A 26,482-nucleotide genomic window follows, 5' to 3' on the forward strand; every position below is an offset into this window, starting at 1 on the left:
TCCTTTGCCATGGTGAATCACGTATTACAACAAATGGGAATCCCCGAATTTAATAGGTCCTGACCCTAAAAACACACGGAAAATCGCGCCGCCGCCCCTGACAGAACGGGAGCGGGAATGCCTGTTATGGGCGGCACGCGGCAAAACCAATGAAGAGATCGGCATCATCCTGTCAATTTCCGACAGCACGGTCAAAGCCCATTTAAGCGGCGTAGCCAAAAAGCTGAATACTCACACCAAAACCCAAACCGTGGTGGAAGCCATCAAGCGGGGGATGCTGGTGCCTTGGTAACCAAGGCGGGCCAGCCTGCAGGCTTTACTTCAGCGCTTGCACCACCGCCCTTACGGCCATCACCTTCACCAGATGGGCCCGAAAATCGGCACTGGCGTGCATATCGGAATTCAATGGCCCTGCATCCACAGCAATGCCTTCCAGCGCATCGGGGGCGAATGTGCGTTCCAGCGCCTGCTCCATTTCCCGGTGACGAAACACCGTGGGACCGGCCCCTGTTACCGCAACACGTACCTTTTCACCCAATTGTGCCACGAACACCCCGGCTATGGCATAGCGCGAGGCAGGATTATGGAATTTCACATAAGCGGCCCGTTCAGGGCGCGGAAAGCGGATAGAGCTAATCAACTCCCCGTCTTCCAGCGCCGTTTCAAACATGGCTGTAAAGAAATCATCCGCCAAAATCTCGCGGCGATCTGTCTGGATGGTCGCCCCAAGGCCCAGCACAGCACCGGGATAATCCGCCGCCGGATCGTTATTGGCCACCGAGCCACCCAAAGTTCCCCGTGCCCGCACCATTGGATCGCCAATATCGCCAGCAAGAATGGCAAGCGCCGGGATCGCATCACGCACATTTGGGGATTTTGCCACGTCTTTATGGCTGACCATCGCCCCGATCTTCACATGATCGCCCTCCAGCGTGATACCGCGCAAAGCCTCCACCCCTGACAGGTCCACAAGATCCGACGGCATGGCAAGGCGCTGTTTCAGCGTGGGGATCAAGGTCATGCCCCCGGCGAGAAACACCCCGTCTTCTGCCGCATCAAAAGCGGCGCGGGCGTCTTCAAGGCTGGTTGCTCTATGATAATCAAACCGAAACATTTAAGATCCCCCTTCAGCTTTCGCTGTCCGTCATAAGACGTGTACCGGCCGCAACTGCTTTCACGATATTCTGATAGCCGGTGCAGCGACACAGATTGCCTTCCAGTTCGCGTCGGATGGTTGCCTCATCCGCATCGGGGTGCTGCCGTGCAATGCCAATGCCCGTCATCACCATCCCCGGCGTACAAAAGCCGCATTGCAAGCCGTGATGCTGGGCGAACGCCGCTTGCATGGGATGCAGTTCCCCCTCCGGCGCCAAGCCTTCAATGGTCAGAATCTCCGCCCCATCCGCCTGCACGGCCAAGATGGTGCAGGCTTTCACCGGCTGGCCATCAAGATGAATGGTACAGGCACCGCACTGGCTGGTATCACAGCCCACATGGGTCCCCGTTAACTGCAAATCATCACGCAGGAAATCCACCAGCAGGCAGGTTGGCTCAACGGTCTTTGTAACGGCTTCGCCATTGACAGTCAGATTTATGGATAGGGCCATTCTCGGATCTCCATAGGGGAGCAGGATACAGTCAGCTTATCGCAATCGGCTTCAATTTCTGGATTGGGCCATAAAGTCCGCCAAAGATTTCCCTTGTTCTTCATTGGATTGCTTACATAGATCCGTTTGCGCCACCACATCATGCCATTGTTTAAGCTTTGGTGTCCCTTCAAAGGGATCAAAACCCAAAATCGGCGCCAATGTGCGCACAAAGAAGAACACCGGGATCATGGCACAATCCGCAAGGCTCCAGTGATCCCCCACTGCCCGCTGGCCCGGCGTGATATAATATTCAAGATAAGACAGGGCCTTTTGCAAATTCGCCACCGCCTCATTTGCCGCATCGCTTTGGGCTTCACCTTCCCGGACCGCACGAAATACCGGCCCCAAAGCCGCCGACACATAAATATCCACAAGGCGACACAGCAACTCCACCTGCGCCGCATCTTCCGCCCCGTCGGGGATCAGGGCCGGGCTTGGATAAAGCCGTTCCAGATAGGTGCAGATCACCTGACCTTCCGGGATCACAAATCCTTCGCGCACCTCAAGCGTCGGGATCTTTCCGATAGGGGTGATCGCTTTATAGTCTTCGGACCCAAGTCCGCCCGGCACCGGGGTCAAGGCCACATCGTCCAGCGCGTTCTTAAGGCTTAAAACCAGTACCACACGCTCAAAATATGGCGATAACCGCCGACCATAAAGTTTCATCATTTCGTCCCGATCCTATCGATGTCAGCGTTATTTTTTAATCTTTGGCAGAGATTGCCCCAGCCATTCCAGCAAAATGGCATTCACCTCGTCGGGTTTTTCCTGCTGTGTCCAATGCCCGCAATCCTTAATGTCGACCCGGCGATAATCTGTGAAAAAAGCATCCTTGCCATCCGCCAGATGCGGCGGGCAAACCCCGTCCTTATCGGCGGTAATCATCAGCGCCGGACTATCAACAAGCAATGCCTTCCCTGCGGGCTGAAAGCGCTCCATATCACGCCAATTGGCATCCATATTGCGGTAATAATGCAAAGGGGCCGTCATGCCGCCTTCCCGGAATGCCTCCACATAGACCGCCAATTCCCGCTCCGGCAAGAAATCATCCCCCGGCCATTTGTCACAAGGCCCTTGCAGCCAGGATACCAGATCCAAATCCGGCACCGAAAACGCGCCACCGCCGCCTCCTGCGCCATCATGGATTTTGGGCTTGCGAAAGAAGAACGCCATGGTGCGGGCCATATCTTGCTCGAAAATCGCTTCGCACGGCCCTTCCTCTTGAAAGCGCACGATATACATCTGCTTGCCGAAAGCCGCTTTGAAAAGCGCGATCGGCGCAATAGAGCCGCGCGGAAGAAAGGGGATATTGAGATTGGCAATGCCGTGCAGGCGGTCCGGACAGTAAAATGGCAAGGACCAATTGATCAGCGCCCCCCAATCATGGCCGATTACAAAAGCCCGGTGCACCTGATAATGATCAAGCAAGCCTGTCACGTCGCGGGCCAAAATCTCCATTCCATAAGCGGATCGGTCTTGCGGCTTATCCGAGCGCCCAAAGCCGCGCAAATCCGGCGCAAGAACGCAATAGCCCGCCCCGGCAAGAACAGGAACCTGATGCCGCCATGTAAAGGCAAGATCGGGGAAACCATGCAGCAACAAGACCACAGCCTTTGCCCGATCCGGTGATGGCCCGGCGCGGTGCACGGCAAGTCGAATGCCGTTGGTTTCAACCATTTCTGGAACGGGAAAAGCGAACATAAGTCTCCTTCGCGCTGCACGCATTAGCCGTTATAGGGGAAAGAAAGCAAAAATCAGATGATTAAGCCAGACAAGAACGCCGCTCATCCCCCCAGATCCCGGATATTGGCATAATCCTCACTGCGTAAGCCATCGATGATATGGTCAGCCGTACTATGTGGCAGGCCCAAAGTCCGCAAAACCTGCCCGCCAAGCTGCAAGCTGGCCTCCAGCGTTTCCGGCACACAAGCCGATGCCCCCAAGGCTTCAAGCTCCACACCATGGGCATGATCGCGGGATCGCACAATGATCGGAATATCGGGATTGATGCGCCGGGCCGCTTTCACAGCGCGTGCCGCAGACGCCGGATTGTCCAATGTCACCACAAGGCTTGATGCTTTATAAAGCCCTGCGGCTTTTAACGTCTCGGCTGATGCGGCATTGCCATAAAATACCGACCAGCCCCGCCGGGTGGCACGCATGATGGTATCGCCATTCAGATCCAGCGCCACATAATCGATGCGCTGACTGCACAGGATTTTCGCCAGCGTTTGCCCGACCCGGCCAAATCCGGCGATTACCACATGACCTTCCAAATGCCCGCCCGTGTCCTCCAACTTTGTTTGGTTGCCCGGCGTGTCAACAATCGCCACGCGGCGCTCAAACCAGCGTCCTAAAGCATCCAATGCCGGTGTCAAGGCGATGGACAACACCACCACAACGCTAAGAATTTGTACCTCTCGGCTATCCAGAAGCCCAAGGGCCAAGGCGGCGGCAAACACAATGAAGGCAAATTCCCCGGCTTGCGACACCAAAAGCCCAAAGCGTTCCCGCCCCCCCTTTTCCAGATCGAATATCCAGCCAAGGCCAAAGGCAACGATGGCTTTTATCGCCAGCATGCTTACCAACAATGCCAGAATCCAGCCGATTTCATCCAAAATCAGCATGGGATCAAGGGCCATACCGATGGTCAGGAAAAACAGCCCCAAAAGCAGACTGCGATAAGGTTCGATATCCAGTTCCACCTGCGTTCGGTATTCGGTTTCCGCAAGCAACAAGCCCGCCAGAAATGCCCCCAGTTCCAAAGACAATCCCACCCGTTCCATGGCCCAGGCAGCCCCCAGAACCACCAGCAAAGTGGTGGCAGCGAACAATTCAGAGTTTTTGGTACGCGCCACAAGGCGGAAAAAAGGCTGGGCGGCAAACCGTCCAAGCCCCCACACAACCACAAGGGCGACAATCGCTTCCCCGATGGCTTTCAAGGCCGCCAAAGAAAAAGCGGGGGCGCCATCCGCAAGAGCACTGACCAATAACAGGATCGGCACCACCGCAATGTCTTGGAACAACAGCACGGAAAAGGTGCGCCGCCCGACCTTTGTGGCCAAGGCATCCTGATCCAGCAGCAACCGCATCACCACCGCCGTGGACGACAGGCCTAGTGCCAGCCCCACAACCACGGCCGCTTCCATTGTCAAACCCAAAAGCGAAGCCGCAAGGCCAATGGCTGCCGCACTGAGAACAACCTGAAGTCCGCCCAGACCAAAAATCATCCCGCGCATGGCGCGCAGCCGTTGCGGCGACAATTCAAGCCCGATGGTGAACATCAAGAACACCACGCCGAATTCCGCCAGCATATGGATTTGCGGACTATCATCCACCAGCCCCAGCACAAAAGGACCGATCACCGCACCGGCGACCATATAGCCAACCACCGGGCTCCAGCGCAGGCGTGCAACCCCGAGCGCCGCCAGAATAGCCGCCAATAAGAACACCAACGCATCCATCAAGGCGCTGCCCTCTGCGCTAAAGGCGATCTGGGTGCTTTCGGATGTCATGATGTGTTCTGATATACCTTTGACTAGAGAGAGGTTCTTTTATTCCTAAGCGGGAGCCCCTATATGGGCAAGTGCATCGGCTGGATTAATTGCCGATGTTTTTTTTACACACGGCATGAGGGACGCAAAGTCCAACATATGTTTCTCGCTCTCTTGCAAGCTATCGCCGGTCTGGGGCTCCTTGTCATAGCCGGTGACATTCTCGTTCGCGGCGCCGCGGCTTTGGCCGAAAATTTCGGCCTGCCGCCTTTGTTGATCGGCCTGACCATCGTCGCGTTCGGGACATCGGCCCCTGAATTGTTCGTTGGCGTGGATGCTGTCTTGCGCGGCGCACCCACCTTGGCCCTTGGCAATGTGGTCGGCAGCAATATAGCCAATGCCCTCTTGGTTCTCGGCCTGCCAGCCTTATTGGCCCCCCTGACCTGCTCTGCGCCAAAATTGAACCGGAATGTGGCGGTGATGCTGGCGGCAACGGTGTTGTTCATTGCCCTCGCCATGGGCGGTCAGATCGGCTTTTTTGAAGGCATGGTTCTGTTCATCGGGCTGGTTGCCTTTCTGGTCTATTCCGGTATACGCGCCAAAGCCGATCCAAAAGTGGCAGAAGAATTTCTTGAATTTGAAGAAGACCTTTCCGAAAAACGCCGCCCCTGGGCCGCCGGGCTCATGGTTATCGGCGGCTGTGCCGGGCTGGTGTTCGGGGCAGATTTTCTGGTGGACGGATCAATGTTCATCGCCACAACCTTGGGCGTGCCCGAAGCGGTGATCGGCCTCACCCTTGTGGCCCTTGGCACCTCCCTGCCCGAACTGGCCACTTCCATCGCCGCTGCCTTGCGCTGCCAATGCGATGTGGCGCTGGGCAATGTGATCGGCAGCAATATCTTCAATCTGCTGGGCATTATGGGCGTGACCGCCATGGTGGGAAATGTGCCGGTTCCAGACAGCTTTTTCCATGTAGATCTTTGGGTGATGTTGGGAGCGTCCCTTGCCATTTTGCCCTTCACATTAAAACATCGGCCTTTAGGACGAATCGCCGGCTTTGGGCTTGTGCTTGCCTATGCCGCCTATATCGGCTGGCTGGCTTATGACGGGGTGAGTATCGCGCGTATGGCGGCGGTGGGATCATGACAGAAACCATTTTGATCACCGGCGCGGGCAAGCGTATCGGACGCGCCATGGCCCTGGGCCTTGCCAAAGCCGGGCACAGGATCGTGGTCCATTATCACCGGTCGGCTACAGATGCGGACCATCTTGTGAAAGAAATCATTGCAGATGGCGGCACGGCCCATGCCATTGGGGCCGATCTTTATGACGAAACAGCCCTCGACGGCCTGATCGACGATGCGGCAGCGCAAGCTGGGCCGATTTCGTGCCTGATCAACAATGCCTCCACCTTTTTGAATGACGATCTGTTGTCGGCGAAGCGGGAAAGCTGGGACCAGCATATGCAGGTCAATTTACGCGCCCCATTCGTTCTAACGCAAAAATTCGCAGCCCAATTGCCGTCTGCTATGGCCGGATCTGTGCTCAATGTGATCGATCATCGGGTATGGAAGCTCAATCCGTTATTCTCCACTTATACGCTGTCCAAAGCCGCTTTGTGGACATTCACACAAACCGCCGCACAGGCTTTGGCCCCACGCATTCGGGTCAATGCCATCGGCCCCGGACCGGTGCTCCCCAGCACCCACCAAAGCGCTGAGGATTTCGCAAAAGAAGCCGCCAGCGTGCCTTTAGGGCATGGCCCATCCCTTGATGAATTCGTAAAAGCGGTTCAATTTCTTTTGGATGCACCCTCGATCACCGGTCAAATGATCGCTTTAGACGGCGGCCAGCATCTGGCATGGCGTACAGCGGATGTGGATGCAAGCAAAGGATAACGCCATGGATGGCAGCGAGACTCACCGCACCCAAGACTCCTCTCATATTGCCGATGGCTATCGTCGGATCCGGCATGTGTTTATCCGCGATCTTGTGGTGGATGCCCATATCGGGGTGTGGGAACATGAAAAAGGCGGCGGCCAACGGGTGCGAATCAATGTGGATTTAGCCGTCGATGACCATCCCGGCCATCTGGACAAGCTGGAAAATGTGGTGTGCTACAACGAGATTATTGAAGGCATCCACGCCATCCTTGCCCAGGGCCATATTCATCTGGCCGAAACACTGGCCGATCGCATCGCCGCCATGTCCTTGAAAGACAACCGCGTCCGGTCTGTCAGGGTTCGGGTGGAAAAACTCGATGTGGTGGCTGCCGCAGCCAGTGTCGGCGTCGAAATCGAGCGTTTCAAAGGCTTTCCGTAACGCGATGCGCCTCCTTTGGCTTGCGAATCGCAAACGGCTTGTACACAGGGGTAATGAAGGTCAAGAGGTCAGTTCAAGAGAATTTCCCGATCCCTTCAATAAATCATCTTTTCCTCGTTGACTTAATATTTTATCTGCAATTTCAATGAGTTAAGAAAATTGCCTATTTTTTGTGCAAAGACCTATGAACCAAAGGTTACAGCCACGTTACGTGATTATGACAATGCTTTCCCACAAGGTTATCCACAGGAGCCGTGGACAAGTTTTCGCCGACTCTGATGCCGATCCTGCAGCCCCTTGAGTCATTGGTATTTTTTGGTCTTCTTGACAAAAAATTACAGAATTGATCGAAAATAAAGTAAACTTCCGGGCCGATAGACGCCATGACCGACCGTAAAAAAATCACCGACCGTCAAACCGGCACGCCCGATAATGTCGGCCTGCCAAAAGAGGCGGTCGCACCCCAAAAAAACGCGGATCATGCCCCCATCGGGGCCGATGCCATTCGCCACGCTTTGAAAACAGCTCCGCGTGCCCCCGGCGTTTACCGTATGATGAATGCGCACGGAGACGTGCTCTATGTTGGTAAGGCGAAAAACATCCGCAGCCGAGTGTCCAATTATACCCGACCCAATGGCCTTGGGAATCGCATCGGACGCATGGTCAGCCAAACCCGTTCCATGGAGTTTGTGACCACCCACACAGAAGCCGACGCCTTATTGCTGGAAGCCAATCTGATCAAACGGCTGAAACCGCCGTTCAATGTGCTTTTGCGCGACGATAAATCCTTTCCCTATATCGTCTTGAAAAACACCCATCATTGGCCGCAAATTGCCAAGCACCGGGGGGCGCGGGGAAAAGACGGCCTTTATTTCGGGCCTTTTGCATCGGCGTCATCTGTCAATCGCACGCTCAACACCTTGCAGCGTATTTTTTTGCTGCGCACCTGTTCGGATGCGGTTTTGGAAAACCGGTCAAGGCCATGCCTGCTTTACCAGATCAAGCGGTGCTCTGCCCCATGTGTGGGCCGCATTTCAAAAGCCGATTACGATCAGTTGGTGGCCGATGCCCTTGCCTTTCTGGAAGGCCGCGACACCGGCATTCAAAAGCGTTTGGCCGCCGATATGATGGACGCATCGGACGCGCTGGATTTTGAAACCGCCGCCATTTTGCGCGACCGCCTGAAAGCCCTTGCCCATGTGCAAAGCCACCAAGGCACCACCACCAGCCGCCTTGATGATGCGGACGTGATCGCGGCGGTGATGAAAGGCGGCCAGGTCTGTATACAGGTGTTTTTCTTTCGGGCGGGGCAAAACCGGGGCAATCGCGCCTTCTTCCCCCGCCACGCCAAAGACGACCAGCTGGATGATGTGCTGAGCGCCTTTCTGGCCCAGTTTTACGTTAACAAACCGCCGCCCCGCCAAATTCTGCTGAATGAAACTCCGGCCAATATGCCCTTGCTGGCCCAAGCCTTGAGCGTGGCAGCAGAGCACATGATCACGCTTCATTTGCCGCAACGGGGCGCAAAACGCGATCTGGTCATAGAAGCCGAACGCAATGCCGTTCTGGCGCTTGACCGCAAACTGGCAGATGCCGCCAATGAAAGCCAATTGCTTGCCGAGTTGGCGGACATTTTACATCTGGACAGCGTGCCGAACCGTATCGAGGTGTATGACAACAGCCATATTCAGGGCAGCCACGCCTTGGGCGCGATGATTGTCTCCGGCGCAGAAGGGTTCGATAAAAGCCAATATCGGCGCTTCAATATCAAAAGCACCAGCCTGACCCCCGGCGATGATTTTGCCATGATGCGCGAAGTGATGACCCGGCGCTTTTCCCGATTGCTGAAAGAAGACCCGGACCGTAGCCGTGGCTTGTGGCCCGATCTGATGCTGATCGATGGCGGCAAGGGGCAGCTTTCCGCCGTTCTGGAAGTGGCGCAAGACTATGGGGTAACGGAAGATGTTGACATTGTCGCTATTTCCAAAGGCCCCGACCGCCATGCAGGCCGCGAACAATTCCATAAGGCAGGCCATGAGGCCTTCATGATCCGCCCCGGCCATCCGGCCCTTTATTATCTGCAACGCCTGCGCGATGAAGCCCATCGCTTTGCCATTGGCGGCCATCGGGCCAAGCGGTCCAGAGCCATTGTCAAAAGCCCGCTGGACGACCTTGCCGGTATCGGCCCCAAACGCAAACGCGCCTTGTTGCATCATTTCGGATCGGCTTCCGGCGTGGCCGATGCCGCCTTGAAGGATCTGGAATTGGTGGACGGCATTTCAAAGGCTATGGCGCGCCAGATCTACGACCATTTCCACGCCGGTTGATGCCTTTTCATTTTGCGCCGCAACATGTGAATTGTATAGCAAGATCAATATCCCATATAGGCTAAACATTCGATTTTATTATTTAAGGAGCCTTTCCATGTTGCACGGCAAAACAGCGATCGTTACCGGGTCCACCAGTGGTATCGGGCTGGGTATTGCAAAAGCGCTCGCCCATGCGGGCGCACAGGTCGTTCTCAATGGATTTGGCGATGCGGCCGAGATCGAGAAAACCCGTGCCGCACTGCAAAGCGAAACAGGCCAGACCGTGCTTTATAATGGCGCCGACATGACAAAGCCGGACCAGATAGCCGATCTGGTTGCAAAGACCGCCAAAGAGTTGGGCAGCGTTGATATCATCGTCAACAATGCCGGCATCCAGCATGTGGCCCCCATTGAAGATTTCCCGGTCGAAAAATGGGACGCCATCATCGCCATCAATCTCTCTTCCGCCTTCCACATGATCCACCATGCCATTCCGCATATGAAGAAAGCCGGATGGGGCCGGGTGATCAATCTGGCTTCTGCCCACGGCCTTGTGGCCTCTCCGTTCAAATCCGCTTATGTGGCCGCCAAGCACGGTATTTTGGGGCTGACCAAAACCGTGGCTCTGGAAGTGGCCGAACATAATATCACCGCCAATGCCATCTGCCCCGGCTATGTGCTTACCCCCTTGGTGGAAAAACAGATCCCCGATACCGCGAAAGCCCGCGGCATGACGGAAGATGAAGTAAAGCGCGATGTGCTTTTGGCGGCCCAGCCCACCAAGAAATTCGTAAGCGTGGAAGATCTGGGTGCCTTGACCGTCTTTCTATGCGGCCCCCATTCTGACTCTTTCAATGGCGCATCGCTTCCCATTGAGGGCGGCTGGACGGCACAATGAATCATAAAGTCTGTGGTGCAGACCTGCCGGGACAATGTGTTCTGGTGCTCCAAGGCGGCGGTGCATTGGGTGCCTATCAAGCCGGCGTTTATCAGGCGCTGAACAAATCGAAGATGGAGCCCGATTGGGTAATCGGCACCTCCATCGGCGCCATAAATGCCGCCATTATCGCAGGGAACGAACAAAACAAGCGGCTGGAAAAGCTGGAAAGTTTCTGGCGCATCGTCCAGCGCGACAGCCCGCCCATGATGCCCTCCTCCTTCGCACATATGGGGTCCATGGCGGATATTTTTCTGCGCGGCATCCCCGGCTTTTTCCGCCCGTCCCTTTCGATGATGACAGGCGGATTATGGCCGCAAGGGCTGCAGCATGCCGCCTGGTACGATACCGATGCGCTGCGCGATACGCTTGAAGCCCATGTGGATTTCAAGCAGCTCAATGCGGGCGCCACGCGCTTAACTGTCGGGGCGGTGTCTGTCACCAAAGGCGAAATGCGCTATTTCGACAGCCGTGATACAAAACTGACCGCCGATCATATCATGGCATCGGGGGCTTTACCGCCCGCCTTCCCCGCCATTGAAATCGACGGAGATCATTATTGGGATGGCGGGATTTATTCCAATTCCCCCATTGAAGCGGTGTTCGACGATGCCCACCGGCGCAATTCGGTGGTGTTTTCCGTGCAGCTTTGGAACAGTGAAGGGCCGCAACCCAATAGCCTGTGGGAGGTATCGGCGCGGCAAAAAGAAATCCAGTATGCCAGCCGCATCGATAGCCATATCAAGCGGCAGGCACAGCTTCACCATCTGCGCCATATCATCAATGGTTTGGCAGAAAAAATCCCTAAAGAAGAGCGGAAAAAGCTGGAAATCGCCGAACTGGCCGCTTGGGGATGCCAGACCGATATGCGCGTCATCCGCCTGGTCATTCCCCGCCATAGCTATGAAGACCCGCTCGCCGATGCGGACTTCACCGCCGCCAGCCTGCAAGAGCGCATGGAGGCAGGCTTTGCAACGGCAAACCGTGCTTTATCAGACAAGCCATGGGAAAGGTTCCTTGATCCCAAAGAGGGCGTGGCGTTATTCGACTATCGCTAAGCCACAAAAATAAAGGGGAGCACGGTGCCTGATTTTTCTATGGAACTCCATATGGGCGGGCTGGTGGCCGGAGTGGATGAAGCCGGACGCGGCCCCCTTGCAGGCCCCGTGGTCGCCGCCGCCGTTATTCTGGACCCGGAGCATATCCCCCTTGGCCTGGATGACAGCAAGCGCCTGAGCAAGACCAAGCGCCAAAGATTGTTCGACCATATCCATGAACAGGCCGTTGCTGTGGCGATCACGCAGGCCAGTGTAGAGGAAATCGATCGCCTCAATATCTTGCAGGCCAGCCTGTTGGCCATGCGCCGTGCGGTCGAGGCCCTTGATCCCGCACCCCATGCCTGCCTTGTGGATGGCAATCAGCATCCCGGCACCAAATGCCCGACCCGATGCGTGATAAAGGGCGATCAATTGTCCGCATCCATCGCCGCAGCCAGCATTTTGGCCAAAGTAAAACGCGATCAAATCATGGCCGATCTGGCCCGAAAACATCCCGCTTATGGATGGGAGCAAAACGCAGGATATGGCGTGCCAAAGCACCTCGAGGCGCTAAAGCTTGTGGGTGCCACCGCATATCACCGCAAAAGCTTTGCCCCGGTTCGTAAGATTCTACTCCAGACTCATAAGGCAAATAATTGATTCAGATAGAAGAATCTGATTGACCCGAGTCGCCGTTTTTTCCACACTAGGGCCGTCCAGAGAGGAAAAAACGATGTCGAATACCCAAAAAGAAGCCGGAACAGCCAGCGCCAAAGCAACGCCGCAACGCTCTGCAAATCTGCCGCTGGATACCATCTTGCAAGGCGAGTGTATCGAAGTGATGCGCGGCCTTCCCGATGCGTCTGTGGACATGATTTTTGCGGACCCGCCTTATAATCTGCAATTAAAGGACCAGCTTCAACGTCCCGATAATTCGCAGGTGGATGGCGTTGATGATGCCTGGGATAAATTCGACAATTTCGCCAGCTATGACAGCTTCACCCGCGAATGGCTGGCTCAGGCGCAGCGGATCCTGAAAAATACCGGAACGCTGTGGGTGATCGGCACCTATCACAATATTTTCCGCGTTGGCACCGCCATGCAGGATCATGGCTTTTGGCTTTTGAACGACATTATATGGCGCAAAACCAATCCCATGCCCAATTTTCGCGGCACCCGTTTTACCAATGCCCATGAAACCCTTATCTGGGCTGCAAAAAGCGCAGACCAACGCAAATACACATTCAATTACAATGCGCTAAAGGCCATGAACGACGATCTTCAGATGCGTTCCGATTGGCTGATCCCCATTTGTTCCGGCAAAGAACGCCTGAAGAAAAACGGCAAAAAAGCTCATGCCACGCAAAAGCCCGAAGCGCTTTTATACCGCATCTTGATGGCCGCATCGAAACCGGGGGATGTGATCCTTGATCCCTTTTTCGGGTCTGGCACCACGGGTGCTGTCTCGAAAAAACTGGGGCGCCATTTCGTGGGGATCGAGCGGGATGAAGGCTATATCGCCGTTGCCCGCGAACGCATTGCCGCCACGGAAAAGCTGGATGAAGAAGCGCTGGGCTATACCATTTCCAAACGTCAGGCTCCGCGCGTTCCCTTTGGCCAGCTTGTGGAAGCGGGGCTGATCAAAACCGGGGCCACCCTTTATGACAGCCGTCGCCGCCATACGGCACGAGTGCGGTCTGACGGCACCTTGGTCAGCCGCGACATGACAGGCTCGATCCATCAAATCGGCGCCCATGTGCAAGGGGCGCCCGCCTGCAATGGCTGGACCTTCTGGCATGTGGAAAATCGCGGTGATCTGGTGCCTTTGGACCGCCTGCGTGAAGAAATCCGCGCCATTTCCCACGCCTAGAATCACAGCTTCGCCTGTCGAACGAGAGAGGTTCCCACGGTTTCAAAGCAGCGTTACAGTATCATCGGCGGTTATGGCCATGATGAAAAACCTGCGAGGGCTTTGGGAAAATGATGCGGATCATAATGCGCGGCGTGGTGGTACTGGGTGTTTTGCTGGTGCTGGCCTTTATTGGCTTATGGCTGCGTGTGGTTTTCCTGCCGGATGCACGCCCCGATAAAGTGGACAGCCCGACCATCAGCCTTGATGGCAAAGCCGCCATTGACCGGTTGGCACAAGCCATTCGCTTTGAAACCGTTTCCACAGAAAATGCGGCCGATTATGATGCGGCTCCCTTTGCGGACTTTCATGCCTTTTTGAAAGACCAATTCCCCTTGATCCACCAACGGGCCGAACGCCATGAAATTGGCCGTGATGCCCTTTTGTTCGGGATCAGGGGCACAGATGCAGAGACACCGGCCATTGTGTTGATGGCCCATCAGGATGTGGTGCCCGTGGAACCGGGAACCACAGGCAACTGGATACATCCCCCCTTTGGCGGCGTGGTGGCCGATGGCTATATCTGGGGGCGCGGCACGCTGGACGATAAAGGCAGCCTGATGGCCATCATGGAAGCCCTTGAGTATCTGCTTGCCCAAGGCTTTACCCCCAAGCGCAGCTTGTGGCTGGCTTTCGGGGCCGATGAAGAATTGGGCGGCGACAAAGGGGCGGCGCTGATCGCCCAATGGCTTGCGGAGCAGAATGAACAGATCGCCTTCGTTCTGGATGAAGGTCTGGCCGTTTTGCAAGGCATCACACCGGGCATTGCTGAACCGGTGGCCATGGTCGGGCTGGCGGAAAAAGGCTCGATCACCCTTCGCTTGCGGGCCGAAAGCGAAGGCGGGCACAGTTCCATGCCGCCGATGGTTTCGGCACCGGGCCGATTGAGCCGCGCCCTAGCTCGTCTGGAAAGCACCCAAATGCCCGCAAGCCTTGAAGGGGTGCCCAGCAAAATGCTGACCCGTCTTGCCCCGCATATGGCCTTTCCGTTGAATGTGATTTCAGGCAATTTGTGGCTTACTGGCCCTGTGATTTTGAACCAGTTTTCCAAAACACCCTCCACCAATGCCATGATCCGCACCACCACGGCCATCACCATGCTTCAGGCCGGGTTCAAATCCAATGTGCTGGCCCAAAGCGCCGAAGCCACCATCAATTTTCGTATTCGCCCCAATGATACCGGCCATTCCGTGATCGACCATGTGCGCACAACCATCGACGATCCGGCCATCACCATCATCGGCACGGCTGATCAGGCGCGGGAAGCCACAAAAGTATCTTCAACCGATAGCGCCGCTTTCCACATCATCGAAAAAAGCATTGCCGAAACCTTCCCCAAGGCCCTGATCGCACCGGGGCTGATGGTGGCGGCAACCGATAGCCGCCATTTCACAGCAGTGGCCGATGATGTGTACCGCTTTGCCCCCATGCGCCTTAATTCCGAAGATCTAAAGCGCCTGCATGGCACCAATGAACGTGTGTCCACCGAAAACTATCTGGAGATGATCCGCTTTTATGTTCGTCTGATAGAAAATTCCAACACCGCAACACGCCATTAGGCTTTCTGCTTTTGCACCATATGCGCCACCTTGCGCATCACCGTTGGCAACCCATCAAGATCGTGCATCGGCACCCACAGGCCATCGGGGCGGGCATCGGCCCTGATATGGGCGCGCGCCACCTTCAGGTGAAAATGAAAATGGGTGAAGGTATGGCGCACAGTGCCTTCCAATATGGCCCAGTCCGCAGCATTCGGGGCATGGGCCAGTGCCGCATCGTCATCAAGGGGTTCATCCCCCCACGGTGAAGACGGCACTTCCAACATCCCGCCCAGAAGCCCCTTGGCCGGACGACGGCGCAACAACACATCCCCCTCGCTTTCCAGCCAAAAGGCCAAAGCGTGCCGCACCGGCTTTCTCTTCTTTGGGGGCTTGATGGGCAGATCTTCCATCCGGCCCTTTGCATGGGCAATACAAACGCCTTCCCACGGGCAAATCCCGCATTTGGGCGCGCGCACTGTGCAGATGGTCGCCCCCAGATCCATCAGGCTTTGGGCAAAATCGCCCGCACGTCGATCCGGTACCAAGGCCAGCGTTTCCGCCCGGATCGCTTTTTTGGCTTTGGGCAAAGGCTCGTCGATGAACCGCATGCGAGAAATCACCCGCTCCACATTGCCGTCCACAGCGGCGGCGACTTTGTCAAACGCAATGGCGGCAATGGCCCCTGCGGTATAATCGCCAATCCCGGGCAGGGTTTTCAGCGTTTTTTCATCCGATGGAAAACGGCCGCCAAAATCCGCCACGATCTTGCAAGCACAGGCATGAAGATTGCGAGCCCGGGCATAATAGCCAAGCCCGGCCCAACGATCGAGCACGGCTTCCAACGGGGCCTTGGCCAGATCCTCAATGGTTGGCCAGCACGCCACAAACCCTTCAAAATACGGCTTTACCGCCTGAACCGTTGTCTGTTGCAACATAATTTCCGACAGCCACACATGATAGGGATCAGGCGCTTTCCCTTCCCGTGCCCGCCAAGGCAACACCCGTTGATGCCGGTCATACCATGCCAGCAAAGCCCCGCTCACTTCATCCGGCCGGTTCCTGGATATGCTTCCCATCCGGGGCTGTGTTTTGGGACGAAGGGTGCTACTCATCAAGAGGTTCGGCTTTCTTATAGGAAACAGTTTTGGCTTCTCGTGACTATCATGGCGCGGTGAAAGGACAGTGGCAGGCAAGATGAATGCTGGCAAGTCAAGCAGGGGCAAACAAGCCCGCCTCTCGAGGCGCGGAAAAACCGTTCCGCTTGCCCGATTGATGCCAGATATTGCCCGAACGGCTTGGCGTAGCCGTGGCTTTATCAATCAGGAAATCGTCGCCCGTTGGGTTGAAATCGTTGGCGAGGATATTGCTGGCAACGCCGTGCCTTTGCGGCTTTCCTTCCCGCGCGGCGAACGCATGGGCGGCACATTGGAGATTCGCGTCACCCCTGCTTTTGCGCCGATGCTCCAGCATAGCGAACCACGGATCATCGAACGGGTGAACCGCTTTTTCGGTTATGGGGCGGTGGCGCGTATCAAGCTGCAACAAGGCCCGGTGCAGCGCCAAACCCCACCAAAACCGCCTGCCCCGCCGTCACCACCCGATCCCCAAGCGGTGGCGCAATCGGGAAAGCTGGTAAAACCCATTAAAGACGATAAACTCCGCGAGTTGCTGGAACGCTGGGGAGCCGCTATTTTACAAAAAAATCGCTCCTGAGCATGAAGGGCGCCCATAAAGGCTCATACGGGCATTTGACACTGGCCATCCGGCTTCATGCCGATTAAAATTTCTATATCTGGTAGGTACAAGGCTTATGACACACAAATTAAAGCAGTTGGCAACCCCGTCCCTCATTGCGTTTCTGGCATTGGGGTTGGCCGCTTGCGGCAATGACGACAGCAACGGAACAATGGACAACAGCAGCGCCCCTGCAAAAAGCGCAAGCGCTGAGAGTGCCACCGATTACAGCAAGGTCATCACCACCGAAACGGCATCGGAAAAAGGCTTTGCGCTGGGCGGGGTCAGCATGGGCAATCCCGATGCACCGGTGACCATCATCGAATATGCATCGCTCACCTGTTCGCACTGCGCCGCCTTTGACCGCGATGTGCTTCCCGATCTGAAAGAGACCTATATCAAGACCGGCAAGGTGCGTTACGAATTCCATAATTATGTGATGAACCGCTATGATCTGGCCGCCTCTGCCGTGGCCCGTTGCATGGGACCGGACCGGTTCTTCCCAATCGCCGAGTTGTTTTTCTCCACTCAGGCCACATGGCTTGCCAATGCCAGCCAGCAAGATGCGAAAGTGGTGATTGATGACATGGCCAATGTGGTGCGCAAGGCAGGTGTCAGCCGCACCCGTTTCGATCAATGTCTGTCGGAACGTGATCTGCAGCAACATCTGGTGGAAATGACCAGCGAAGGCCAGAAACGCTGGCAGATCGCAGGAACGCCTACCATCATCATCAACGGGAAAAAGCGTGGCGCCGAAGCTCAGAGATTCGACACCCTGTCTGAAATCATCGAGGACGAACTTTAACCTGAACAGGCCAGCCTTTGCAGTTCTCAAAGCTCAGACTTTCCGGCTTTAAGTCCTTCGTCGATCCGACCGAGCTTCGGATCGAGGTTGGACTCACGGGAATCGTCGGGCCCAATGGCTGCGGAAAATCCAATCTGGTAGAGGCGCTGCGCTGGGTGATGGGAGAAAATTCTGCCCGATCCATGCGTGGATCGGGCATGGACGATGTGATTTTCGCAGGAACCAGCCGCCGTCCGGCGCGCAATCTTGCGGAAGTCTCGCTGACCATTGATAACAGCCGCCGCAGCGCCCCTGCCGCTTTCAATGAAGAAGACCAGCTTGAAATCGTTCGTCGAATCGAACGGGAATCCGGCTCCGCATACCGCATCAATGGACGCGATGTGCGGGCCAAGGATGTGCAGCTTTTATTTGCCGATGCAGCCACCGGCGCCCGCTCTCCGGCCATGGTCAGCCAAGGCCGCGTCGGCGCTTTAATTGCGGCAAAGCCAAAGGACCGCCGCGCCATATTGGAAGAAGCGGCGGGCATTTCCGGCCTGCACAGCCGCCGCCGGGAAGCGGAACAACGCCTGAAAGCGGCGGAAAACAATCTTGTCCGCCTGCAAGATGTTCTGACCCAATTGGAAACACAAAGCGCCGCTTTGAAGCGGCAGGCCCGGCAAGCAGAGCGCTACCGCACCCTTTCCAACGACATCCGCAAGGCAGATGCGGGCATTTTATACCACAAATGGCGCAATGCTTTGGATCAGGCGCGCGCCTTGGAACGCGATCAACACGAGATCGAACAGCAAGTCGCCACCCTGACAGCCACGACAACGAAGCTCAGTGCGGAACAAACCCGAAGTGCGGCCCGGCTTCCCGACCTGCGCAAAGCCGAAACAAATGCCGCAGCCCATGTGCAACGGCTGCAAATGACCGCCAACCAGCTTGAAGCGGATGAGCGCCAACGCGCCGACATGCTGGCATCGCTGGAGCGTCAGATCCAGCAGATTCAAGCGGATGAACTGCGCGAAAAAGAAACCCATGCAGATGCCAAAGCCGCCCTGTCGCGGCTGGATGCGGAACAGGCCCGCCATAAGCAGGCCCAAGAAGGCCAGCTTGCGGCGGAACAGGCGGCCCGCGACCATCTTGATGCCTGCGCCCGCAAAGCGGAGGAGGCAGAAGCCGCCTATGATGCCATAAGCCAGCACCTTGCCGAAGCGCGAGGCCGCCGCGCCAGCCTCTCCAGCGATCTGACCGCCCTTGAGCGTCGGCGCGACCGCATGGCCCGCGATCATCAGGAAACGCAAGCCGCCATCCACGCCATGGAAGAGGCCGACACCGATGCGCAGGCGGTAAAAACCGCAGAAATCGCTGTCGCTTCTTTAGAAAAACAAATCGCCGACTGTGCCCTCAAACTGGAAGAGGCTGCCGCAAAAACCGCGCAAGCCCGCGAAGAAGCGGATCAAAAACGTGCAGCCCTGTCGCAAAGCCGCAGCAATATGGCCAGCAATCAAGCAGACCGTGCCGCATTGGAGAAGCGGCTGCAGGCGCGCAATGTGAACGGGCAAGCCTCTATTGCCGACCAACTTTCCGTGCATGCCGGCTTTGAACAAGCCTTGGGCGCCGCGCTGGGGGAAGATCTCAATGCCCCCCTTGATGCTGCCGGCGCGCCAACCGTTTGGCATAGTCTTCCGCCTCTTTCCCAAGTGCCGCAGCTTCCCGATACGGCAATCGCCTTATCCAATCATGTGAAGGGGCCAGCCACCCTGACCCGCCGCCTGTCGCAAATCGGTGTGGTGGAAACGGATGCCCAATTACAGCATCTGGCCCCCGCCTTGCTGCCCGGCCAAAGGCTGGTGACCAAAAACGGCGGCCTTGTGCGCTGGGATGGTTACCGCATGGCTGTCAATGCGCCAAGCGCGGCAACCATTCGCCTGCAACAGAAAAACCGCTTGGATGTTTTAAAAGCGGAAAGCGTTGAACTGGAAGCCAAAGTCGCCGCTGCCGCCACGGCCCATGAACAGGCACAAAGCGCGGTTCAAAGCGCCACAAAGGCGCAGGCATTGCAACGCACGCATCTTGATGAAGCGGAAAGCGCCGTGCGTGCTGCAAAGCAAAAGCTGGCCGAGGCAGAAGCGGAAGCCAATCGCCGTGCCTCGCGCCTTGCGGGGCTGACCGAAACACTGGCCCGTCTCACACAAGAAATGAGCGATGCACAGGCCCGCTGCAAAACCATCGAAGCCGCTTTGGCCGAACTCCCCCTTGCCACCGACCTGGAAACGCGATCCAGAACCGCGCGGGAAGCGGTTGAAACCGCCCGCCATGTTTTGGCTCAGGCCCGCACCAACCACGACACATTAAACCGTGAAGCACAAAGCCGCCGGGATCGCCTGTCGGCCATCGAAACGGAACATCGCGCTTGGGAACAACGGCTCAAGCGTGCTGCCGATCAATTGGAGCAACTGGATAAACGCCGCCAAACAGCACAGGCCGAGCAGGTAAAAATCAAAATCCCGCCCGACGAATTTGCCCAAAAACGTCAATCCCTTGCCGACCAGATTGAACAAGCCGAGGCCACAAGACGGCAAGCAGCCGATCAATTGGCAAGCGCAGAAACTGCACTGGCGGAAAAAGATCGGGCCTTAAAGGCCGTGCAAGAACAGCTTGCCGATATCCGCGAATCCCGCGCGCGAACCGCTGCAGCATTGGACGCCATGACAGCACAGCGGCAAGAAATTGCCCGCATGTCTGGCGAGCGGTTTCAATGCCCGCCCCCTGATATTTTAAAGAAACTGGATCTGGGCGATCCGGCCCAACTGCCGGATATGGAAACATTCGAGGAGCAATCGGCGCGTCACAAAGCCCAGCGGGAGCGTTTAGGGGCTGTGAATCTGAGAGCCGACGAAGAATTGCGCGAGGTTGAAACCCAGCTTTCCCATCTGTTGGAAGAACGCAGCGATCTGGAACAGGCCATCGGGCGTTTGCGTCAGGCAATTGGCAGCCTCAACCGCGAAGGCCGCGAACGGTTATTGAGCGCCTTTCAAGAGGTAAGCCGCCATTTCTCCGACCTGTTTCAAACCCTGTTCGGCGGAGGATATGCGCGTCTGGAACTGGTCGAATCGGATGACCCTTTGGATGCGGGCATCGAGATCATGGCCAGCCCGCCGGGCAAAAAGCTGCAGATCCTGTCGCTTTTATCAGGGGGCGAGCAAGCCTTGACCGCGCTGTCCCTGATCTTTGCGGTGTTCATGACCAACCCCGCCCCTATCTGCGTGCTGGACGAAGTGGATGCCCCGTTGGATGAAGCCAATGTGGAGCGGCTGTGCGATTTGCTGGACGGCATGAATGCCCGTACCGACACGCGGTTTCTTATCGTCACCCATAATGAAGTGACCATGGCCCGTATGCACCGTTTGTTCGGCGTAACCATGGCCGAACGCGGAATCTCGCAGCTGGTCTCTGTGGATCTGGAACGCGCCGAATCACTAACCGCCGCACAATAAGCCTTGCGAATCACACTTTTCTTATATTTTTCAATACTTTAAACCAATATCCATCATTCTTGACAGCATATGGGGCCGCCTCTATAGTGCGCGCGCGTTTGCAGAGGGGTGTATCCGGCATTTTTCACAAGCGCGCTGTCAATCATGGCAGGTGATCGTGGATCCTGAGACACGCGAAAATAAAAAAAGCAGCTTCGACAAGAGGTTGGCTGAAGCGCGTGCAAAAATCGGGAAGCATGATGATGCCGATGGACAGCAAAATAAAGATGCGGACGACGGCCAAAGCCTGTCACATGGCTATCGAATGGGGCTCGAGTTCGTGTCGGCGGTTGCAGTCGGCGCTTTCATAGGCTACTGGCTTGATCGCTGGTTTGGAACATCTCCGATTTTCTTGATCGGGATGTTTCTAATCGGAACGCTGACAGGGTTCCGCAATTTGATGCGGCTTCTTGAAAGCACCAATGACGAGACTGACGACAAGGCTGGCGGCAAAACTGACGACGGACTTGACGACAAGACTGGCGAAAACGAATAGGCAACTCTCATCGCGGAGCTTTAAGGCGTGGCTAACCCGCTCGAGCAATTCGAAATTCATCCCGCAGCCCCGCTTTCCATTGCGGGCGTCGATGCATCCCTGACCAATGCTGGCATTTTCATGCTGATCAGCAGCCTCAGCGTTGCTGTGTTCGTGCTGATGGGCGTGCGCCGTAGCAATGTGGTGCCCGGCCGCTGGCAGTCCATGGTTGAACTTTGCTATGAATTCATTGCCGGTATGGTGAAAGAGAATATCGGACAGAAAGGACGCGCCTATGTGCCGTTCGTCTTTACCCTGTTCATGTTTATTCTCGCCGGAAACCTGATTGGTTTGCTGCCCTATTCCTTTACGGTGACCAGCCATCTGGCGGTTACATTCGCCTTTGCCGGACTGATTTTTCTGGCAACCATTGTCATTGGCTTCATCAATCATGGCGCGCACTTCCTCGGGATGTTTGTTCCCAAGGATACGCCGATCGTTTTGATGCCGTTGATCATCGTGATCGAGGTTATTTCCTTCCTCTCGCGTCCGATCACCCATTCGGTGCGTCTGTTTGCCAACATGACCGCCGGGCATATTCTGTTGAAGGTATTTGCCGGTTTCATCGTTAGCCTGTTGTTGGCGGGCGGTGTATTGTCAGGGATTTCGGTGCTGCCGGCCTTGATGATTGTCATTCTGAATGCGCTTGAACTTCTGGTCGCCGTTGTGCAGGCCTATGTGTTCGCGCTTTTGACCTGTGTTTATCTGAACGACGCCGTCAATCTTGAACATTGATCGGCCAAGCCACATCCACAACTCATTTGACCATCTGACCTTATACGAAAGGACTGACTAATGGACGCAGAAGCCGCAAAGCTCATCGGTGCAGGGATCGCCACACTCGGCATGGGTGGGGCCGGTATCGGCCTTGGCTTGATCTTTGGCTATTTCCTTCAGGCCGCACTTCGCAATCCGGCTGCCGCTGACAAGCTGCGCCCGACCCTGATTTTCGGCTTTGCCGTGACAGAAGCCCTGGGCATTTTCTCGTTCCTGGTTGCCCTGATCTTGCTGTTCGTCGCCTAATAGGCGGCCAAGCAATCAATGCCCACCGCCGGATCGTCCGTTCATCGGGTCCGGCGGTGGATTTTCAGCCGGATCAGTCCCATAATGGGATTGATAGGCCGAAAACGACCTGACACGCGACCCGAGCAAGAGGAAGCACAATGCCTCAGTTTGATCCGGCGCTTTTTGCACCACAGATCATTTGGCTGATCATCGCCTTTGGCGTACTTTGGCTGCTTATGGCACGCGTGGGACTTCCGCGTGTGGAGCGGGCCATGGTCGAGCGTTCTGAACAGATCGAAGCCGATCTGGATGCCGCCCGCACCATGAAAGCCAAGGCCGACGAACTCACTCAAGAGTATGAAGCGGCTCTGGCTCAGGCTCGGGCCAAAGCAGGGGCCATTTCCGAACGCACCAAGGCCGACATCCGCGAACGCTCCGAAAAACTTCTGAGCGAGACGCAAGCAAAAATCGATGCAGAAATTGCCAAAGCCCAACAGGGTATCGATCAGGAAGTAAAGGCCGCTATGGGCGAGATGGATAAAATGGCCACGGATGTGGCTGCGTCCCTGATCGCACGCCTGATAGGTGAAGAGGTGGAAAGCGCCGAGCTTGAAGCGGCTGTGGCCACCATCCGGTCGGAGGCGGCATAATGGCCCAGACATCTCAAAATAACGGCCATCAGGAACTGGTGGAAGTGAATGCCCATCACGGCGAAGAAGGGCTGTTCCAATCGGCAGAATTCTATGTTGCCCTTGGATTCATAATCTTCGTTGCTTTGTTGCTGTATTTTGGCATTCACAAAATGATTGCCAAAGCACTTGATGACCGCTCTGCCAAAATCGCCGGACAGATCGATGAAGCCCGTCAGCTTCGGGAAGAAGCACAGGCCGATCTGGCACAAAGGCAACGTCGCCAGCGGGAAGCCGCCAGCGAAGCAGACGCCATCATTGCTCAGGCCGAAGACGATGCCCGCCTGGCCACCAGCGAAGCAATGGCCGAGATCAATCGTGTCAGCACCCGCCGCGAAGAAGTGGCTCGCCAGAAAATCAAGCAGGCAGAACAAGATGCCCTGCGCAATCTTCGTGCGGAAGCCACCGATATCGCTGTGAAAGCCGCTCGCACGGTGATCGCCGATAAATTGTCGGGCAAAAAAGGCTCCGACCTGATCGCCACGACCATCAAAGGTCTGGACGCCTGATCCAATTTCTTTGCCTTCCGCAGTCGAACCGGGCTGCGGAAGTGCTTTTCCTCCGGGCCGATCCGGAATACCCGTCGCAGGATCGGGGCCAAGCGCCCTTTTAAGCCTCCCCCATATTACCGCCATAGCGCAGCCCATATGCCACGTCGCCCTTCTCCTTGGGCAAAGCAGCCTCCCGCCCCATATGCGCGCTCCAGGCCCATCCATGGCGTTCTCCGGGGCTATATAGCTGTCAGGTAGGGCGGCAAATGGACAGCATCCACAGATTGACGCGGACAGGCCGGACGCAGCCGGGAAACAAAAAACCGCCAGTCCCAGAAAAGTCTGGAACCGACGGCTTATCCTGCGTGCTCTTGACAGTTACGGCATCAAGCAGAAATCAATAGCCGCAAATCTCTTCCACCTTGTTCAAGGTCAAACGCGTTTCCACAAGAAGTTCATTCACTTCATCATAAGCCAGATCTTCTTCTTCCGCGAAGGCCTTCATGCCTTCGTCATCACCGCTAACGGCAATCGCAGCAAGAACGGTCATGATTTCGTAGGAATCCTTGGGCAGCGCCTTTTTCAGTTCCACGATATAACATTCGCAAGCCTCTGGATCGGCCCCCGGTTCCGCTTTACATGCCTCGGTAATCCGGCCTTCAGCTTCCGTCACACTCAGCACCTGTGCAGACGCAACACCGCCAAAACAAAAACCCGACACAACGAGCGCGAGAAGAGAAGAACGGATCATATTGGTTTCCCTTAAAAAGAGTTTTCTGATCGACAAACACATGCAATGACTGTGGCGCGGACGATCAATCGCCCTCCCCGGAAGTCTTGAAAAACCCGTTGCTCTTGAAGGTCATGACAACATCACCCTTCTGATTGAGCACCGTGTAATCGCTCTTGATATTGCCTATTCCCGGCTTGGATTTCAAGCGACGCGTGTCTGTAACTTTCATATGCACGCTTAACACGTCCCCCGGATAAACGGGTTTCACCCAGCGGATCTCATCCACACCGGGCGACCCAAGGGTGGCTGTGCCGGTTTCTTCCATATGATCGACCATCATGCGCATGGTCATGGCGCATGTGTGCCAGCCCGAAGCGCACAAAGCCCCGAACAGTGATTTTTTTGCCGCCTCCTTATCCACATGGAAGGCTTGAGGGTCATATTTCCTTGCGAAATCAAGAACTTCGGCTTCTGTCACTTCGTAACGGCCGAAAGATGCCTCGTCTCCCACATGGAAATCTTCAAAAAACATGGCCTGTTTTTGCACCTTGGAAACCTCCTTGCTATCCACCTGTCCAGAGATATCCCATCGCGCCACATGAACCCGGAAGAGCAATCCGGCAGGCTTTAATTGGCAAAGCGGAACATCATAATGTCCCCATCTTGGACCAGATATTCCTTGCCTTCCAGACGCATTTTCCCGGCGTCCTTCGCGCCATGCTCGCCGCCACAAGCCACATAATCATCAAATGCCGTGGTTTCGGCCCGAATGAAGCCCTTTTCAAAGTCCGTATGGATAACGCCAGCCGCTTGCGGGGCTTTGGTGCCTTGGGTGATGGTCCAGGCGCGTGCCTCTTTGGGGCCAACGGTGAAATAGGTAATCAATCCCAGCAAATCATAGCCCGCGCGGATGATGCGGGCGAGCCCGGTTTCCGAAAGGCCGATATCCGCCAGAAATTCCGCTTTTTCCTCGTCGCTGTCCATCTGTGCGATTTCCGCTTCAATGGCGGCAGAAATAATCACGCAAGCCGCCCCTTCGGCCGTGGCTTTTTCTTCCACCTTTGCCGAAAACGCATTGCCGGATGCGGCCGCCGCCTCATCCACATTGCAGACATAGAGAATCGGTTTCCCGGTCAGCAATTGCAGCCCTTCAAACAGGCGTTCTTCTTCCGGATCGGCACGCTCCACCGCGCGGGCTGGCCGTCCATCTTCCAGCACTGAAATGCAGCGCGTCACCAATTCCAGAATGATTTTTGCTTCTTTTTCCTGACCACGGATGCGCCGCTCCAGATTGGGAATACGCTTGGTCAACGACTCAAGGTCTGCCAGCATCAGCTCGGTTTCCACCGTTTCCGCATCCGCCACAGGGTCCACTTTGCCGTCCACATGGGTGATGTCGTCATCTTCAAAGCACCGCAACACATGCACGATGGCATCAACCTCGCGGATATTGGCCAGGAACTGATTGCCAAGCCCTTCGCCTTTGGAAGCGCCGCGCACCAATCCGGCAATATCCACAAAAGATAACCGGGTGGGGATCGTCTGCTGAGATTTGGCAAGGCTGGCTATTTCAGAAAGACGCGGATCAGGCACAGAGACATCGCCCACATTGGGATCAATGGTGCAAAAAGGATAATTCGCCGCTTGGGCGGCGGCCGTGTTGGTCAGCGCATTGAACAAGGTGGACTTGCCAACATTAGGCAAGCCGACGATACCGCATTTGAAACCCATTTTCCGATCCTTATCGCGGCGCCCTTGTAGCGCCCATTGT

27 protein-coding genes are annotated in these 26,482 nt (G+C 56.0%); 18 read left to right on the forward strand and 9 right to left on the reverse strand.

All coding sequences use genetic code 11. From position 1 onward, the window contains the following. The first annotated feature begins 97 nt into the window (after positions 1-97). Positions 98-292, forward strand: a complete 195-nt coding sequence (locus IEX96_RS04890; RefSeq protein WP_308424559.1) for a response regulator transcription factor — start codon at positions 98-100, stop codon at positions 290-292. Between the two features lie 24 nt (positions 293-316). Here IEX96_RS04890 and IEX96_RS04895 read toward each other — a convergent pair whose 3' ends face one another. From IEX96_RS04895 to IEX96_RS04915, 5 genes are all read right to left on the reverse strand, one after another. Further along, complete coding sequence (locus tag IEX96_RS04895; RefSeq protein ID WP_150005883.1) at positions 317-1,114, reverse strand: FAD binding domain-containing protein; 798 nt, start codon at positions 1,112-1,114, stop codon at positions 317-319. Between the two features lie 13 nt (positions 1,115-1,127). Continuing rightward, the gene (locus tag IEX96_RS04900) at positions 1,128-1,607 is read right to left on the reverse strand and encodes a (2Fe-2S)-binding protein (protein WP_150005882.1); all 480 of its coding nucleotides are present in this window, start codon (positions 1,605-1,607) and stop codon (positions 1,128-1,130) included. A 51-nt stretch (positions 1,608-1,658) separates the two neighbouring features. After that, complete coding sequence (locus tag IEX96_RS04905; protein WP_150005881.1) at positions 1,659-2,318, reverse strand: glutathione S-transferase family protein; 660 nt, start codon at positions 2,316-2,318, stop codon at positions 1,659-1,661. A 27-nt stretch (positions 2,319-2,345) separates the two neighbouring features. Beyond that, positions 2,346-3,350 carry an alpha/beta fold hydrolase gene (locus tag IEX96_RS04910; protein ID WP_188873565.1) on the reverse strand — a complete coding sequence of 335 codons (1,005 nt, stop codon included), beginning with the start codon at positions 3,348-3,350 and terminating at the stop codon, positions 2,346-2,348. Between the two features lie 83 nt (positions 3,351-3,433). Further along, a complete protein-coding gene (locus IEX96_RS04915; protein WP_188873566.1) occupies positions 3,434-5,164 on the reverse strand; it encodes a monovalent cation:proton antiporter-2 (CPA2) family protein in 1,731 nt (576 codons plus the stop codon). Positions 5,165-5,302: 138 nt separating this feature from the next. On the opposite strand from IEX96_RS04915, the gene IEX96_RS04920 reads away from it, so the two are divergent. The 9 genes from IEX96_RS04920 (at position 5,303) to IEX96_RS04960 (ending at position 15,216) form a co-directional block, all read left to right on the forward strand. Continuing rightward, entirely contained in the window at positions 5,303-6,289 is a 987-nt protein-coding gene (locus IEX96_RS04920; RefSeq protein ID WP_188873567.1) for a calcium/sodium antiporter, read from the forward strand. Continuing rightward, positions 6,286-7,041 carry an SDR family oxidoreductase gene (locus IEX96_RS04925; RefSeq protein ID WP_150005877.1) on the forward strand — a complete coding sequence of 252 codons (756 nt, stop codon included), beginning with the start codon at positions 6,286-6,288 and terminating at the stop codon, positions 7,039-7,041. Before IEX96_RS04920 ends, IEX96_RS04925 begins: the two co-directional genes overlap by 4 nt. Before the next feature lie 4 nt (positions 7,042-7,045). After that, the gene (folB, locus tag IEX96_RS04930; RefSeq protein ID WP_150005876.1) at positions 7,046-7,465 is read left to right on the forward strand and encodes a dihydroneopterin aldolase; all 420 of its coding nucleotides are present in this window, start codon (positions 7,046-7,048) and stop codon (positions 7,463-7,465) included. A 401-nt stretch (positions 7,466-7,866) separates the two neighbouring features. Beyond that, positions 7,867-9,792 (forward strand): excinuclease ABC subunit UvrC, encoded by a 1,926-nt coding sequence (gene uvrC / locus IEX96_RS04935; protein WP_373293754.1) that lies wholly within the window; start codon positions 7,867-7,869, stop codon positions 9,790-9,792. Positions 9,793-9,889: 97 nt separating this feature from the next. Next, positions 9,890-10,672: a 3-hydroxybutyrate dehydrogenase gene (locus IEX96_RS04940; RefSeq protein WP_150005874.1), complete on the forward strand. Its 783-nt coding sequence runs from the start codon at positions 9,890-9,892 to the stop codon at positions 10,670-10,672. After that, entirely contained in the window at positions 10,669-11,769 is a 1,101-nt protein-coding gene (locus tag IEX96_RS04945) for a patatin-like phospholipase family protein (protein ID WP_150005873.1), read from the forward strand. The genes IEX96_RS04940 and IEX96_RS04945 overlap by 4 nt, the downstream gene beginning before the upstream one ends. Before the next feature lie 39 nt (positions 11,770-11,808). Then, positions 11,809-12,408 (forward strand): ribonuclease HII, encoded by a 600-nt coding sequence (gene rnhB, locus IEX96_RS04950; protein ID WP_188873661.1) that lies wholly within the window; start codon positions 11,809-11,811, stop codon positions 12,406-12,408. Positions 12,409-12,481: 73 nt separating this feature from the next. Continuing rightward, on the forward strand, positions 12,482-13,618 hold the full coding sequence (locus IEX96_RS04955) for a site-specific DNA-methyltransferase (RefSeq protein ID WP_188873568.1): 1,137 nt from the start codon (positions 12,482-12,484) through the stop codon (positions 13,616-13,618). Between the two features lie 110 nt (positions 13,619-13,728). Then, positions 13,729-15,216 carry a M20 family peptidase gene (locus IEX96_RS04960; RefSeq protein WP_150005872.1) on the forward strand — a complete coding sequence of 496 codons (1,488 nt, stop codon included), beginning with the start codon at positions 13,729-13,731 and terminating at the stop codon, positions 15,214-15,216. On the opposite strand, the gene mutY is transcribed toward IEX96_RS04960, so the two are convergent. After that, positions 15,213-16,310 carry an A/G-specific adenine glycosylase gene (gene mutY, locus IEX96_RS04965; protein ID WP_229773546.1) on the reverse strand — a complete coding sequence of 366 codons (1,098 nt, stop codon included), beginning with the start codon at positions 16,308-16,310 and terminating at the stop codon, positions 15,213-15,215. The genes IEX96_RS04960 and mutY overlap by 4 nt on opposite strands. Positions 16,311-16,392: 82 nt before the next feature. On the opposite strand from mutY, the gene IEX96_RS04970 reads away from it, so the two are divergent. From IEX96_RS04970 to IEX96_RS05005, 8 genes are all read left to right on the forward strand, one after another. Then, the gene (locus IEX96_RS04970) at positions 16,393-16,911 is read left to right on the forward strand and encodes a DUF721 domain-containing protein (RefSeq protein WP_188873569.1); all 519 of its coding nucleotides are present in this window, start codon (positions 16,393-16,395) and stop codon (positions 16,909-16,911) included. A gap of 97 nt (positions 16,912-17,008) precedes the next feature. Further along, positions 17,009-17,737, forward strand: a complete 729-nt coding sequence (locus tag IEX96_RS04975) for a DsbA family protein (protein ID WP_150005870.1) — start codon at positions 17,009-17,011, stop codon at positions 17,735-17,737. A 17-nt stretch (positions 17,738-17,754) separates the two neighbouring features. Continuing rightward, the gene (gene smc / locus IEX96_RS04980) at positions 17,755-21,219 is read left to right on the forward strand and encodes a chromosome segregation protein SMC (protein ID WP_150005869.1); all 3,465 of its coding nucleotides are present in this window, start codon (positions 17,755-17,757) and stop codon (positions 21,217-21,219) included. Positions 21,220-21,376: 157 nt separating this feature from the next. Beyond that, the gene (locus IEX96_RS04985; protein ID WP_150005868.1) at positions 21,377-21,754 is read left to right on the forward strand and encodes an AtpZ/AtpI family protein; all 378 of its coding nucleotides are present in this window, start codon (positions 21,377-21,379) and stop codon (positions 21,752-21,754) included. Positions 21,755-21,781: 27 nt separating this feature from the next. Further along, a complete protein-coding gene (locus tag IEX96_RS04990; RefSeq protein WP_150005867.1) occupies positions 21,782-22,528 on the forward strand; it encodes a F0F1 ATP synthase subunit A in 747 nt (248 codons plus the stop codon). 60 nt (positions 22,529-22,588) lie between these two features. After that, positions 22,589-22,816, forward strand: coding sequence for a F0F1 ATP synthase subunit C (locus IEX96_RS04995; RefSeq protein ID WP_042085892.1), 228 nt, complete (start codon positions 22,589-22,591; stop codon positions 22,814-22,816). A 140-nt stretch (positions 22,817-22,956) separates the two neighbouring features. Then, positions 22,957-23,448, forward strand: coding sequence for a F0F1 ATP synthase subunit B family protein (locus tag IEX96_RS05000; RefSeq protein WP_150005866.1), 492 nt, complete (start codon positions 22,957-22,959; stop codon positions 23,446-23,448). Further along, positions 23,448-23,996, forward strand: coding sequence for a F0F1 ATP synthase subunit B family protein (locus IEX96_RS05005; protein ID WP_150005865.1), 549 nt, complete (start codon positions 23,448-23,450; stop codon positions 23,994-23,996). The genes IEX96_RS05000 and IEX96_RS05005 overlap by 1 nt, the downstream gene beginning before the upstream one ends. A 379-nt stretch (positions 23,997-24,375) precedes the next feature. Here IEX96_RS05005 and IEX96_RS05010 read toward each other — a convergent pair whose 3' ends face one another. The 3 genes from IEX96_RS05010 to ychF all read right to left on the reverse strand — a co-directional run bounded on the left by IEX96_RS05010 (position 24,376) and on the right by ychF (position 26,442). Next, positions 24,376-24,729, reverse strand: coding sequence for a hypothetical protein (locus IEX96_RS05010; protein WP_150005864.1), 354 nt, complete (start codon positions 24,727-24,729; stop codon positions 24,376-24,378). A gap of 64 nt (positions 24,730-24,793) precedes the next feature. Further along, positions 24,794-25,258, reverse strand: a complete 465-nt coding sequence (locus IEX96_RS05015; RefSeq protein WP_229773547.1) for a MaoC family dehydratase — start codon at positions 25,256-25,258, stop codon at positions 24,794-24,796. A gap of 80 nt (positions 25,259-25,338) precedes the next feature. Further along, positions 25,339-26,442 carry a redox-regulated ATPase YchF gene (ychF, locus tag IEX96_RS05020; RefSeq protein WP_150005863.1) on the reverse strand — a complete coding sequence of 368 codons (1,104 nt, stop codon included), beginning with the start codon at positions 26,440-26,442 and terminating at the stop codon, positions 25,339-25,341. Between the last annotated feature and the right edge of the window lie 40 nt (positions 26,443-26,482).

The organism is Iodidimonas muriae (assembly GCF_014647255.1).
In the GTDB taxonomy this organism is placed as follows: Bacteria; Pseudomonadota; Alphaproteobacteria; order Sphingomonadales; family Rhodothalassiaceae; genus Iodidimonas; species Iodidimonas muriae.

Bases quoted from the DNA above. Each gene is read 5' to 3' on its own strand.
- IEX96_RS04895 (WP_150005883.1), bottom strand. From the start codon at position 1,114: ATGTTTCGGTTTGATTATCATAGAGCAACCAGCCTTGAAGACGCCCGC.
- IEX96_RS04900 (WP_150005882.1), bottom strand. From the start codon at position 1,607: ATGGCCCTATCCATAAATCTGACTGTCAATGGCGAAGCCGTTACAAAG.
- IEX96_RS04905 (WP_150005881.1), bottom strand. From the start codon at position 2,318: ATGATGAAACTTTATGGTCGGCGGTTATCGCCATATTTTGAGCGTGTG.
- IEX96_RS04910 (WP_188873565.1), bottom strand. From the start codon at position 3,350: ATGTTCGCTTTTCCCGTTCCAGAAATGGTTGAAACCAACGGCATTCGA.
- IEX96_RS04915 (WP_188873566.1), bottom strand. From the start codon at position 5,164: ATGACATCCGAAAGCACCCAGATCGCCTTTAGCGCAGAGGGCAGCGCC.
- IEX96_RS04920 (WP_188873567.1), top strand. From the start codon at position 5,303: ATGTTTCTCGCTCTCTTGCAAGCTATCGCCGGTCTGGGGCTCCTTGTC.
- IEX96_RS04925 (WP_150005877.1), top strand. From the start codon at position 6,286: ATGACAGAAACCATTTTGATCACCGGCGCGGGCAAGCGTATCGGACGC.
- folB (WP_150005876.1), top strand. From the start codon at position 7,046: ATGGATGGCAGCGAGACTCACCGCACCCAAGACTCCTCTCATATTGCC.
- IEX96_RS04940 (WP_150005874.1), top strand. From the start codon at position 9,890: ATGTTGCACGGCAAAACAGCGATCGTTACCGGGTCCACCAGTGGTATC.
- IEX96_RS04945 (WP_150005873.1), top strand. From the start codon at position 10,669: ATGAATCATAAAGTCTGTGGTGCAGACCTGCCGGGACAATGTGTTCTG.
- rnhB (WP_188873661.1), top strand. From the start codon at position 11,809: ATGGAACTCCATATGGGCGGGCTGGTGGCCGGAGTGGATGAAGCCGGA.
- IEX96_RS04955 (WP_188873568.1), top strand. From the start codon at position 12,482: ATGTCGAATACCCAAAAAGAAGCCGGAACAGCCAGCGCCAAAGCAACG.
- IEX96_RS04960 (WP_150005872.1), top strand. From the start codon at position 13,729: ATGATGCGGATCATAATGCGCGGCGTGGTGGTACTGGGTGTTTTGCTG.
- mutY (WP_229773546.1), bottom strand. From the start codon at position 16,310: ATGAGTAGCACCCTTCGTCCCAAAACACAGCCCCGGATGGGAAGCATA.
- IEX96_RS04970 (WP_188873569.1), top strand. From the start codon at position 16,393: ATGAATGCTGGCAAGTCAAGCAGGGGCAAACAAGCCCGCCTCTCGAGG.
- IEX96_RS04975 (WP_150005870.1), top strand. From the start codon at position 17,009: ATGACACACAAATTAAAGCAGTTGGCAACCCCGTCCCTCATTGCGTTT.
- IEX96_RS04995 (WP_042085892.1), top strand. From the start codon at position 22,589: ATGGACGCAGAAGCCGCAAAGCTCATCGGTGCAGGGATCGCCACACTC.
- IEX96_RS05000 (WP_150005866.1), top strand. From the start codon at position 22,957: ATGCCTCAGTTTGATCCGGCGCTTTTTGCACCACAGATCATTTGGCTG.
- IEX96_RS05005 (WP_150005865.1), top strand. From the start codon at position 23,448: ATGGCCCAGACATCTCAAAATAACGGCCATCAGGAACTGGTGGAAGTG.
- IEX96_RS05010 (WP_150005864.1), bottom strand. From the start codon at position 24,729: ATGATCCGTTCTTCTCTTCTCGCGCTCGTTGTGTCGGGTTTTTGTTTT.
- ychF (WP_150005863.1), bottom strand. From the start codon at position 26,442: ATGGGTTTCAAATGCGGTATCGTCGGCTTGCCTAATGTTGGCAAGTCC.